The sequence below is a fragment of the Paraburkholderia sp. BL6669N2 genome (assembly GCF_003387275.1).
In the GTDB taxonomy this organism is placed as follows: Bacteria; Pseudomonadota; Gammaproteobacteria; order Burkholderiales; family Burkholderiaceae; genus Paraburkholderia.
This window is the reverse complement of record NZ_QUNA01000001.1, coordinates 1,152,574-1,164,994: the sequence shown is the minus strand read 5'-3', so window position 1 is coordinate 1,164,994 and position 12,421 is coordinate 1,152,574. Positions and strand designations below refer to the sequence as shown.

Genomic DNA, 12,421 nt, shown 5'->3' with positions numbered 1-12,421 from the left:
CACCTCCCTGCCAGTTCGCCAGTAGGGCCGACCTAAGGCTATTCGAGCGCGACGTGCGGCATCTCCCCGGAGATGCGCCTGTGCGTCGGGCGAATCAGGACAAGCAGCGGAATGACAGCCAGCGTCGCCCATAGCATTAGCTTGAACGCATCGATGTGCGCGATCATCGAAGCCTGTTGCGTGATGACTGCATCAAGCGTCGCCATCGAGGCTTGAGAAGAAACGTCGAACTGTTGCCGCAGCACGGGATTAAATGCCGTCACTTGTTCCGCGAGCGCAGCATGAGAAACCTGAGTATTGCGAGTCACGACCGACTGCACAAGGGAGATGCCGATGCTGCTGCCGAGGTTACGCATCAGGCTGTAAATCGCCGTGCCGTCGGCACGGAGTTGCGGCGCCAATGTCGAGAACGATGCCGCACTCAGCGGCACAAACACCAGACCCAAACCGAAGCCTTGAATCAGCCCGGGCCAAACAATGTCGGAGCGTGCCAGCACAATGGTGTACTGCGTCATCTGCCATAGCGAAAACGCAGATACCGCGAAGCCACATAGCAATGAAAGCCGCAGATCGACTTTGCCGACGAGGCGGCCGGCGATGAGCATCGCGATCATCGTACCGAAACCGCCTGGCGCGGTGACGAGACCAGTCGTCGCGACAGGATAGTTCATCAGATTTTGCAGCATGGGCGGAATCAGCGCACGGGTGGCGTAGAGCACCGCACCGATTACGAATATGAAGCCGATGCCGGTGGCAAAGTTGCGATCCCACAGCAATTGGTACCGAAAGAACGATCGCGGACCGGCGGTCGCAGTGTGCACGATGAAAAAGGCAAATGCGATCGCTGCAATCAGGGCTTCGATTCGAATTTCCAGCGAGCCGAACCAGTCGAGCTGATCGCCGCGATCGAGCATCGCCTGGAAAGCGCCAATCGCCACCCCTAGCGTGATGAAACCGACGAAATCGAAGCTGCGCTTCCGGCGATCATCGCGAACCGGAAGCGAGACCAGAATGCCGGCCAGAGCGAGTAAGCCAACCGGAAGGTTGATGAAGAATACCCAGCGCCAGTTATAGCTGTCGGTGAGCCATCCGCCGAGAGTCGGACCGATGATTGGGCCGATCATCACCCCCATGCCCCACACGGACATCGCCTGACCCTGCTTTTCGCGTGGATTGATATCGAGCAGGATCGACTGCGCGAGGGGCACCAGCGCAGCCCCAAACACGCCTTGCAGCACGCGTGACAGGACGATCTGCTGAAGCGAAGCGGAAATGCCGCATAATCCCGAAGCGATCGTGAACCCGGCAATGGAAACGACGAGCAGACGCTTCAAATCAAGGCGGTCGGTGAACCAGCCGGTGAGCGGCGTGGCGATCGCCGCCGCGACGATGTACGACGTAAGGACCCAGACGATTTCGTCCTGCGACGCTGCCAGTGCACCCTGCATGTGCGGCAGGGCGACGTTGGCAATCGTGCTGTCGAGCGTTTGCATCAGTGTGGCCAGCATGATCGACACCGTGATAATGCGGCGATTCTTAACGGGTCCTTTTTCAACGTTCACGGTGTCTGCTGGTAGCGCGTCTATCGAAGGGTTGTGCATTGAGCGCGGCGCGGCCGGTGTCGAGATAGGTGAGTGCACAAGCTGAACCGTCAGACCTCGATCATGCCGCGAACGTATGATTCCATCGTGCCCGCACACGAAAGTTTGTCCTCACCCTCTTCGAGATCCGCATAACGGCCGACCTGCCTGACGAGCGGTCCTCGCAAACCATCTGTGTCGCCTTGGGGGGAGAAGTCAACTGTCACCTTGTCGCCCGTGATGAACCCGCCCCAGTACCCTTCGGCAAGCAGATCGAAGAATGCAAAACGACCTTCGACAGCGCCGGTCCCATCGCCGGGGTTGAGTAATTTTTCGCCTGCCTTATCGAGCACGAATGGAACGATCCACGGACAGATCGCGAAGCCCTGCGCCACGTCCGACCACGGGCCGGTGCCGATCATTTCCGACATGCCATAGCTGTTCTGGACGTTCTCCGACTTGATGCCGTAAAAGTCGATGATCTGCTGGCGGAAATCGGCGGGGGCTTGTGTGCCTTTCAATCCGCCGCCGGTGGTGATGACTGTCTCCGGATGACAGATACCGTCCGCAACGCCACGGCGGCGCGCGAAATCGACCAGCGTCCAGTGCAGCGACCAGTTGCCCTGCACAAGCACAGGTGAATCGCGGTGAGCGAGTAGTTTGTCCAGAAAGCGGTCGATCATCGCTCCTGTGTGTCGCTGACGCTTTGCAGCCTGCTCCTGAAACGCCGCGATCGCACTCGGCTTCGCGCTGCCATCTGCGAGCGCGCGACGCATGCGGCCCATCTCGATCGTCGAGGATGCCAGCACCGGATCGTCAAACATCAACGTACTTTCGCTGCCTAGTTGCGTAGCCGCACTCAGGACTGGTCCGATATGACGATGGGCACCACTGGGCGGCATCATCAGAAACACTGGGCGCTTGCCAAAATCCCGCTCGATCAGCTTGTTGCCGTACAAGCCAAGCTTCACGCACGTCGCCGTCACGCGGTCCATGTCGGCGCGCGTCTGGCTGATAAAACTGCATTTGCCGGAGGTGCCGCTCGAGCTGAACACGTAGTGACCTGCGCCGCGCAGGCGCTCCATCCAGCTATCGACGTTGTCGACGCCATCCACATCGACGTCGACAACGGGACGGCTCGTCAGTGTTTGCAGCCACGTATTCAAATGTTTCCATCGGCCGCTCTCAACGAACTGCTCCGGGTAGCTCTTGTAAATCTGGTGTGCGAACAGTAGCGGCACCATATCCGCCTCTGTGCGAACGTGATCGATGCCCATGTCGGCTGCTCGACGGTTCAGGAGCTTGATCTGTTGGCGGCGCTCGGCAAAGCGCTCGCGCATGGCCGCCAGTTGAAGCGCTCGCAGACTTTCGGGGTGGTGGCGAAACGGATCGATATCCTGTTCAAGAAGGTCGTAAAAGCAGTCGACGGTTGACATGGCGTTTCCTGAGGATGTGGCGCTATTGGGCGAAATCCGTGGCGATCGAGACGTCGAGCCACGCGTCGAGGTTTTTCTGCAGCGCCGCAAGTTTGTTGCGCACGACGCCGACCGCATCGGGTCCTAGAGGCAACCTCAACGGCGGCTCGTCGGCATAGACCGCCTGGATGATCGCCGCAGCCGCCTTGGTCGGATCCCCCGACTGGGTGCCGTGATAGTGCGTCATCTGCTCACGCATTTTGCCGACTGTTTCCGCATAGGCGGGTGCCGCGCCTTCGCTCCATCGCAGCGAGCCACCTGCAAAATTCGTGCGGAAACCGCCGGGTTCGACCAGCGTGACGCGCAGGCCGAACGGCTTGAGTTCTTGCGAAAGAGACTCGGATAAGCCTTCGATTGCATGCTTGGAAGCGCAATAGAAACTGCAGCCAGTGATGCCGATCAACCCTGCGACCGAGGACAGGTTGACGATGTGTCCAGAGCCGCGCTCGCGCAAGTGCGGCAACACTGCCCGGATGGTGTTCACAGTGCCGAAGAAATTGGTGTCGAACACTTGCCTGGCTTCGGCATCGGACACCTCTTCGAGCGCGCCGAACAAACCGTATCCTGCGTTATTGACGAGCACGTCGATGCGCCCGGCGCGGGCGAGCGCCTGCTCGATTGCTTGCGGGACGGCTGGCGCGTCGGTCACGTCGAGCACCATCCCGTACGCCAGACCGACAGGAGACAACTGCTCGAACGCCGCAATCTGCGATGGGTTGCGCACGGTGCCGACGACCTGGTCGCCGCGCGCGAGCACTGCTTCAGCGAGGGCCCGGCCGAGACCGGACGACACGCCCGTGATTAGCCAGACAGCGGCCGATGTCGATTTGGCTGTCATCAATACTCTCTCTAAGGAAATTAAAGAAGCAAGATCAGGCAGCGGGGCCTGCTTCGACCATGTCGCCCAACTCGCCGCGCACATAGGCATCGATGGTGCCGGCACACGATAGCTTGTCGTCGCCGCCCGCCAGATCCTTGTAGCGCACGACATCGCGAATGACAGGTGTGCGCACACCATCGATGCCGTGCCCGAACTCCATCACGACCTTGTCGCCGCTGATTACGCCACCCCAGCGTCCATCGGCCAGCAAATCGATAATCGCAAGGCGGCCCTCGACGATTCCTTTTCCATCGGATGGATTTAGCAACTGTTCGCCCGTCGGGTCGAGTACGAGCGGCACAAGCCATGGCGGAACGGCCCACGCGTTTGCCGCGTGGAACCATGGGCAGAATCCGGATACCTCGCCCATGCCATAGCCATCATTGAAGTTGTTCGCGTTGAAATTGAAGAAGCGCGCACACTGTTGCTGGAAGTCGTGGGGAAGATTCGCCCCTTTTTTGCCACCACCGATGCTGACGACCGTGTCCGGATGGAAGTCGCCATCGGGTATGCCGCGTTCGCGCGCGGTTGCCACAATCGGGTACAGCATGCCCAACATGCCCATGATGAACATCGGCTCGCGGCGCCGTTCCAGCAGCAGATCGATGAAGTGCCGGAAGTCGGCCTGCACGAGTTCGGCGCGTGCGCGGCTTTCGATCTGGAATTTAGCGATCTCGCTGGGCATGGCCGTACCGTCAGCAATAGCGCGACGCATGCGTGCCATACGGGTGGTCTGCTCCGCGCTTTGCGGCACATCGGACATGTAGTGGATGTCGCCCGGAATAGCGATCGTTTCCGCGAACCTGGACATTCGCTCGGTGCCGGTATACGAACCGGAAGAGGGCGTCAGCAGGAAGACCGGAACGCGGCGCGATGGATCGCGCATAGCGCTTACCGCCCAACGAATGCCTTGGCCCATTAGCCGCCAGGCGAGTTCCCGGTCGACGCCGCTTTGATAGATGAAGGATTGTTTGCCCGATGTGCCACTGGAACTCATCACGTAATGGCCGTGTCGGCGCAGTTCGTTGATCCAGTCGTCCATGTTCGCAACGTCGGCGTAGTTGGGTCCTTCGATCTTCTGCGCCGTAATCGTTTGCAGCCACGCGGTCAGTCGCGCCCACTTTCCCTGTTCGATAAAGGAGTCGGGATAGCTCTTGTAGACAGCGTCCGCAAACAGCAGGGGCACCGCGTCATGGAGGCTCGATAGTTCGCCTACGCCCGCATCCGTTGCACGCTTGTCGAGAATGCGGATTTGTTGACGCCGCTGCGCGAACCGCTCGCGCAGGGCCTGCAACTGGACGGCCTGAAGATCGCTGGGAGCGTGGCGAAAAGGGTCCGGATGATCGGTCAGTCGCAGCAGGGTATCGAGAGCCGACATCATGCTGTCTCCGTCGCGTTATCAGTGCCCGCTTCTTCGGATATCCACTTCATGAAGCGGTGAATCGGGAACATGCCGTCATGTGGATAGCCGCCAACGCCGTCGGAAATTGATTCGCCAAGCGTCACCATGCGCTGAACCCCGGCACACGCGAGCGCGTCACGAACCTCGACGACGCGGTGCGGGGGGTAGATGCCAACGGTCTGGGTGGCCACGGTTGCAAAGCGGGTTGCATCACGCAGGCTTTTCACCGGGATGACGTTCACCGTCTTGCAGATTGGATGAAAGTCGACCAGTTCGTCCGACCGGATCACAAGGCCCTTTCCGTCATACCCACCGAACACGCGATAAATCGGCTCCATTTCGCGTAGCACGTCGACCGCCTCGCGGATGTCGCCTGGCACCACTGGGCCTTGCCCGTCGCCATAGCGGAAGTCTTCGCCGAGTGCTGTCGCAAGTTTTTCGCAATAGCGGTCAGCATCGTCCTCGTCGCCCTCAATGAACTGATAACGGCTCGCATTACACGCGTCCTGATTGAACGACTGGACATCGGCCGCGCCGGCGCGCGCAACTTCTCGAAGCAGTTCGTCCGAAGCAAATGCTTCCCGGCCAATCAGCGAGATCGACACCTTCGGGTCGAAAGCCACGAGTTCGAGGCCAGGACCCGCGTAACGCATCGCATGGCGCACGGCGCTTTCACCACCCCACACGACGAGCTTGTCGAAATATTGCGGGCGATACAGGATCGACTCGACGTTCTCGTCTCCGCCGCGCCAATATGCAGCCGAAAACGACTGCGTCAGCGGATGCTCCAGGTCCATTTCGGCCATCGTGCGCAAAATTGCCGTCGCGGTAAAAAGGTCGTTGGAAGGCAACTTCAGCAGATGCACACCTTTGGTTAGCGCGGCGCGCATCACTGTCATGGCGGCGACCATCGGCGAATTTCCGGCGAGTATATGAACGAGGCGCGGTGGAAACGCGCGTAGGCGGCTGGGGCGCCCGCGCAAAATACGTGGCATCCAGCCGTCGATCACTCTGGCGTCGCCGAGGCTGATGCGCAACTCATCTTCGATCACGCTGCGTGCGAACAGATTCGGAATGTCCCGATAGCAGTTTTCCAGAATGCGGCGACCGAGCGGACTCACTTTGACCATTGATTCAAGCGCCTGCTGCATCAGCGGATTTGCGTCCAGATGCAGACGCGGACCGAGGTCCACGAGGAAGTCGATAACCTGGGCAATCGGTAAATCGAACGCCGGGCCAGCCTGCATGCGAGACCAGATAAGATCGTCTAGTTCTATCGCCGGCGTACAAAATCCCTTGCCAAGATCGCGCGAGATATGCGTGACGGCGTCGCCCGAAACGGTGCGCCCGCGATAGACATGCGGCACGAGAAGTTGCGCGGGGGAACCGCCATGCAGTGATTGCGGGCTCTTTTGGGCGGGGGTGTCGACATGATCCATAGGTAATCCTTCTCGATTCGGTAAGAGCGCGACACTCGCGCCCGGATGAATGCGCGCGTGGGAATAACATTTCTCAGCCTAGGTTGACAATCATGCGATCCATGAAAAGCTTTAGCGCTGTCACTTCGTCGTGTGTGAAACCGCGCAATTGCCGATCGTGCGTCTCGACGATCAGGGGAAGGGTTTCGCAAATCGTGATGCGACCAGTGTCGGTCAGCACCAGGTACACGCTACGTCTGTCCGATTCATTGCGAACGCGACGGAGAAATCCACGTCTTTCAAGGAAATCGAGCTGGCGGGTCATTGCTCCGCTATCGGACAGCAGGATGCGATATAGCTCGGACGGCGTTCTGGCGCGGCCGTCGAACAGTGCTTTCAAGACGCCCCATTGCAACGCGGATAGGCCATACGACGAGAGCTGTGCGTCTACCGCGTTGCACAACAAAATACGTATCTGGTTCATCCCGTAGGCGACACTTTCCTCCGAGCGATAGGTATTCGCGCCTTTTACAGGCATGAGTTCGCGGTCCGACGAAGCGGACTCAAACTGAAGCTCTGACAAGTTGTCCACTAGATTTCTGCCAAAAAAGTATCTGCTGTTGAAGGCAACTATATGCACGTCATTCAAGAAACGCAACGTTTTTCGTCGTGTGGTTTTCCCCATGTTGCCAACGATAGACTCGGTGCGCGACGATGCGGCGACATGTTTGGGAATGTCCAGTCTGAGGAAGGCTTGCGGGTCTCCAACTAGAGGACTGCGCGAACGCCTTGGACAATGCAATCTGTTTCAACTGCTGCAGGCGGTCGCGCGTGCGGGACGGCTACGAGATAAATACATTCAGGAAAGCAAATGGAATGCGAAGACGACGTGAAGCTGTCGCCGTTACCCGTGGACGTTAGCGAAGTGACTGCGAAATGGCTGACGCAGGCACTTCAGACCTATTGCGAAGGTGTCGAGATCACATCGCTGAAACTGGTGGATGTCATCTACGGGACAGCAACAAAGCTTCGTGTTCACCTTGAATACAATGCGCGTGGAAATGAAGCTGGCTTGCCGCGGTCTCTGATCGTCAAGGGCGGGTTTGTCCCCGAATATCGGCATCTGAATGTCTATATTTACGAATACGAGGCGCGCTTTTTCGAGGAGGTGCAGCCGGAATTGCCGGTGCGCGTTCCTCGCGCATTCTTCTCGGCGACCGATCATTCGAACGGACAATCGATCGTCATTCTGGAAGATCTTGCGGAACGCGACGTGACGTTTTGCCGTGTACAGAGCACGTTGTCGTACGCGCAGGCTGCCGCAAATCTCGACGCCCAAGCCCGATTGCACGCGCAATACTGGGCTGCGCCCGCTCTCGCTGCAGACGGCAAGCTTGCCTGGCTGGCGGAACAGGACCCATTGCCGGACGGGGAGGCCGGCACCTATCACTGGGGGCAGCTAAAAGCCGATGTATTCGCCCACTATACCCAGTTGCCGCGAGGGGCTGCGATCCCCAGGCAGTTCCATGACCGGGACTGGATGGAGCGAGCGCTGCTGAATCTGCGTTGGTTCGATCGACTGGGCCCGATGACGTTTTTGCACGGCGATGTGCACTTGGGAAATCTCTATTTCGAGCGCGATGGCACGCCGGGTTTTCTCGATTGGCAATCGTATCGGCGCGGACCATGGGCGCACGATTTCACATACTTTCTTGTGTCCGCACTTGATATCGCCGATCGTCCCAAATGGGAGCGCTCGCTGCTTACGCACTACCTCGAGCGACTCGCCGCATATGGGGTTGCGATACCGCCGTCCTTCGACGAAGCATGGGATGCGTATCGACGGCATCTCGTCTACGGGCTTTACTTCTGGTTGGTGAATCCCGTTGAATGGCAGGCCGAGGTCAATAATTGCGCGGTCGTACCTCGTTTCGCGATGGCCGCCCTCGACCACGACGTGTTCGAGTTGATGGGTTGACTACTGAAAATTCTAAACGGGGGTAAACCTTGTCCACGCTAATTGTTGCAAGCGACATGAGACTGCCGGTGACGGTCGATGAAATTTCCGCGAAGTGGCTGACGGCAGCGCTGCGGTTTCGATATCCCGGTGTCGAGGTCACCAGCTTGATATGCGAGGACATCTTGTCGGGAACCTCGACGAAGGTACGTGTTCTGCTCGAGTACAACGGTACGGGAGACGACCTCGGTCTGCCTGCGCGGATGATCGTCAAGGGGGGATTTGAAGAGCACAGCCCGTTGATGAAAGATATGTACCACAACGAGATGCGTTTCTATCGCGACGTACTGCCATTCATCGATATGAACACGCCTCGGTGCTTCTATGCGGGCACCGATCCTTCTGGCTGGCAATCGATTGTCGTGATGGAGGATCTGCGAGCGAGCGGAGTCACGTTTTGTCACGCACAGCGTTCGGCAGGCTATGACGACGTCGCCGCGCGGCTTGTCGCGATGGCGCGTTATCACGCTCAAACGTGGGACAGTCCGGAATTCGCCGAAAGCGGGCGATACGGTTGGGTCGGGGACCGTTTCTCGGGGTGGTCGCTCGACTATATGCGTCGCTATCTTGTGCCTGAAGTATGGCGGCACTATGCTGGACTACCGCGTGGTGCGGCGGTCAGTCGGCTTCTTCGCGACCGTGACTGGATGGAGGCGGCGCTAACGCACCTTGGCGAGTCGCATCGAGGCAAGCCGGAGTGTCTGATTCACGGTGACACACACTTGGGCAATCTCTACGTGACAGCGGATGGAAAGCCGGGGTTTTTTGATGCGCAGGTCAGCCGTGCGCCGTGGAGTCTCGAAGTTTCCTACCATATCTGCTCCGCGCTCGATATTGCCGAACGGCGCAAGTGGGAGCGCCCACTGCTCGCGCATTACCTGACCCATCTTGTCGCAAACGGCGTGGAAACGCCGGCGTTCGACGTGGCGTGGGAGGACTACCGCCGAGACCTGGTCTACGGCTACTTCATCTTTGCCATAAACGAGACGCGCTTTCAAACTGAGGCAGTGAACACAGCTTACGCTGCGCGTTTCGGGGCGGCTTTACTCGATCACGGGACAGTCTCGCTGGCGCTGTGATGTTCGACTGAAGCGTTCAATACACATCCGACTGGTGCCCACGCATTAATGGAACTACTAGTTGCATTATTGCGCAATGGGGCCTAAGCTGAATCTCCAATCCACGAGTGGAAAGGTCGACCGCGCGAATGAACTGCGGCGAACAGTAGGGAGACGAGATGAACGCGACATTGGATGCTGGCGTACTGCCGGCAATGCAGGAACTCCACGTATCGAACGATATTCTTGACGATCGCACGGCGCTCCTGGGGGCGTGGGACCGCGATGGCTATTGGTTCTTCAGGGATGTGCTCGACACCGAAGCAGTTGGCCGGTTGCGCAGGGTATTTCTCGATGAGCTTTCGCAGCTTGGCGTGATAGCCCCAGACGATCCCGCTGCTCGATACAACGGTAAGAGCCTGGAAGACTTTCCATTTCGTATGGAGTCGCTCGCGTCGCGCAAGACGTGGAAACCCTTCGTCGCCGAGCCGCCAATTCATCGTTTCTTCAGCCGCCTACTTGCTGACGAGCCGTTCTGGATTCCGACAGTCGAGTATCGAGCTACGCCCCCGGCGCAAGATCGCGCCCGAGCTCGCTTCGACTACGTCCATCAAGACGGTTTCTACAACGCGGGAATTCCGTTCTCTATCTGCTGGATTCCGCTGGTGGAGATCGACCCGGAGGTCGGAGGGCTGGTCCTCGCTGAAGGGATGCACAAAGGTTCCTATTTGCACGATCTCGCGCAACCGCCGCTTTTTCCGATTCCTGATGGCGCGGTGCCAGCGCATGCATGGCGCCGCACTACGTATCGCCCCGGCGATGTTGTCATCATGCATCTGAATACCCCACATACCGGGGTGGCGAATTACTCGGACCGCTTTCGGCTTTCGATGGACATCCGCGTGATGGCCGCGTCCGGCGACACACCGATTATCGGCAACATCACCTCGCTCACGTCTCGTGAGGTGGCCGTGCAGGGCGGTCATGGCCGCAGTGGGACATTCGCGTTCGATGAATACACGTACTGCCGGGGGATCGATGGCAGGAAGGTGCCGCTCGACGAGATTCCATCGCACTTTCACGAAGGAGATGAGGTGATTCTGGCGGCGCGTGATGGCCGGGTAACGGTATTGCGTCCACCGCACTGACAGTTCGTCGAATACACACACCGGGTAAAGCATGCCTTTTCCAAAGATTTTCCATCAGCGTCTCGCGCGCAAGGTTGCGATCGTGACTGGCGCGGGTTCGCAAGGCAATGGTGTCGGCACCGGCAAGGCCATCGCTTGCCTTTTCGCGCGCGAAGGCGCGTCGATCTGCCTGGTCGATCATGACGAGGATCGGGCTGCCGAAACGCTTGCAATGATCGTTGAAGCGGGGGGTAATGGGTTCGTGTGCGCTGCCAATGTCACCGACAGCGATGCATGCGCACGCGTCGTTGCCGCTACGGTTGAGCGGTATGGCGCGTTACACATTCTGGTCAACAATGTCGGTGTGGCAGGGGCTGGCGGCCGCTTCGAGAATATTGATGAAGCCTCGTGGGATCACATTATCAACGTCAATCTCAAGAGTGCCTTTTTGATGAGCCGAGCGGCGGCACCTCATCTGGTTGCGGGAGGGAGTGGCGCAGTGGTCAACGTCAGTTCGACTGCGGGTATCCGGAGTCACGGCGCGGCGGCATATGGGTCGTCGAAGGCGGGCATGATCGCGTTGACGCGTGAACTGGCCGTCGTGTACGGCCGCGATGGGGTCCGTGCCAATGCAATCGCGCCGGGACATATTTTTACCCCAATGGTCGAGAGCATGCTGGACCAGCAGGCAAAAGAGCGCCGCCGCAAGGTCGCACCGCTCGGCATTGAAGGGGACGCATGGGACGTTGCGGCGGCTGCGTTGTTCCTCGCAAGCGATGAGGCACGCTTCATTACCGGCGTCTGTCTGCCGGTGGACGGCGGCGTGACGGAGGTTGCGGCACTCTGCGCTTACGATCTGGTACAGCAATAGCGTTGTTGTGGAGCAGATCAAGTTCATCTTCACAATCGCGACCGCTCCGCTGTCGCGCGCTGTGCAATCGATCGACGTCATGTTGCGGACATCATTCGCAAGATGCTGCAGGCTCCGAGATCCTACCCACGGGGCTGCATGATCGTTCACAACAGCGGTGTATTCAAGGAACACCGGCCACCGCATATCTGGCAATTATTCTTATCTCTCCACGCTGAGACATGCTGGAGCGAACGCGCCATCACCGTTTCTTCGTTTTTCTGGATTGGCATCAGCTACGTGATTACCCCCCGTCCGGGCCAGTGTCTCGTCTACCGGTATCTAGCTGGCAGAGAAATGTCGATTGACGCAATGTCAATACCTCCAGCGACCGCGACGAGGAACTTGCGAATCAAGCAGTCACGCTAACGTTCGCGTCTCGCGCGCTGATGTGATCTTCGAAGCAGGCAATCCCGCTCAGATGACCGGCTAATTCAAAGTGACCGTGATGGATGAGAGATCAGTCGATCCTTTGTTGGGAATCGCTGACGCTAGGGAAAGGACCGCGTGACGGTAAATGTTGCGTTCATATTGTCAAATGACATTCACAAAAG

The 12,421-nt window shown here is 58.7% G+C and carries 10 protein-coding genes; 4 read left to right on the top strand and 6 right to left on the bottom strand.

Annotation, left to right across the window (positions count from 1 at the left end; genetic code table 11):
- Positions 1-38: 38 nt before the first annotated feature.
- From B0G80_RS05260 to B0G80_RS05235, 6 genes are all read right to left on the bottom strand, one after another.
- Complete coding sequence (locus B0G80_RS05260) at positions 39-1,601, bottom strand: MDR family MFS transporter (RefSeq protein WP_408967693.1); 1,563 nt, start codon at positions 1,599-1,601, stop codon at positions 39-41.
- Positions 1,602-1,651: 50 nt separating this feature from the next.
- Positions 1,652-3,016: a hypothetical protein gene (locus tag B0G80_RS05255; RefSeq protein WP_116117253.1), complete on the bottom strand. Its 1,365-nt coding sequence runs from the start codon at positions 3,014-3,016 to the stop codon at positions 1,652-1,654.
- Positions 3,017-3,038: 22 nt separating this feature from the next.
- Complete coding sequence (locus tag B0G80_RS05250; protein WP_116117252.1) at positions 3,039-3,893, bottom strand: oxidoreductase; 855 nt, start codon at positions 3,891-3,893, stop codon at positions 3,039-3,041.
- 34 nt (positions 3,894-3,927) lie between these two features.
- Positions 3,928-5,316: a hypothetical protein gene (locus tag B0G80_RS05245; protein WP_258878811.1), complete on the bottom strand. Its 1,389-nt coding sequence runs from the start codon at positions 5,314-5,316 to the stop codon at positions 3,928-3,930.
- A complete protein-coding gene (locus tag B0G80_RS05240) occupies positions 5,313-6,584 on the bottom strand; it encodes an acyl-CoA reductase (protein ID WP_258878946.1) in 1,272 nt (423 codons plus the stop codon). Before B0G80_RS05240 ends, B0G80_RS05245 begins: the two co-directional genes overlap by 4 nt.
- A 265-nt stretch (positions 6,585-6,849) precedes the next feature.
- Positions 6,850-7,440 (bottom strand): MarR family winged helix-turn-helix transcriptional regulator, encoded by a 591-nt coding sequence (locus B0G80_RS05235; RefSeq protein WP_258878810.1) that lies wholly within the window; start codon positions 7,438-7,440, stop codon positions 6,850-6,852.
- Positions 7,441-7,644: 204 nt separating this feature from the next.
- On the opposite strand from B0G80_RS05235, the gene B0G80_RS05230 reads away from it, so the two are divergent.
- The 4 genes from B0G80_RS05230 to B0G80_RS05215 all read left to right on the top strand — a co-directional run bounded on the left by B0G80_RS05230 (position 7,645) and on the right by B0G80_RS05215 (position 11,828).
- The gene (locus B0G80_RS05230) at positions 7,645-8,733 is read left to right on the top strand and encodes a phosphotransferase family protein (protein ID WP_258878809.1); all 1,089 of its coding nucleotides are present in this window, start codon (positions 7,645-7,647) and stop codon (positions 8,731-8,733) included.
- Positions 8,734-8,801: 68 nt separating this feature from the next.
- A complete protein-coding gene (locus B0G80_RS05225; RefSeq protein WP_258878808.1) occupies positions 8,802-9,851 on the top strand; it encodes an ecdysteroid 22-kinase family protein in 1,050 nt (349 codons plus the stop codon).
- A 158-nt stretch (positions 9,852-10,009) separates the two neighbouring features.
- Positions 10,010-10,978 (top strand): phytanoyl-CoA dioxygenase family protein, encoded by a 969-nt coding sequence (locus B0G80_RS05220; protein ID WP_116117248.1) that lies wholly within the window; start codon positions 10,010-10,012, stop codon positions 10,976-10,978.
- 31 nt (positions 10,979-11,009) lie between these two features.
- On the top strand, positions 11,010-11,828 hold the full coding sequence (locus B0G80_RS05215) for an SDR family NAD(P)-dependent oxidoreductase (RefSeq protein ID WP_116117247.1): 819 nt from the start codon (positions 11,010-11,012) through the stop codon (positions 11,826-11,828).
- The last annotated feature ends 593 nt before the right edge of the window (positions 11,829-12,421 follow it).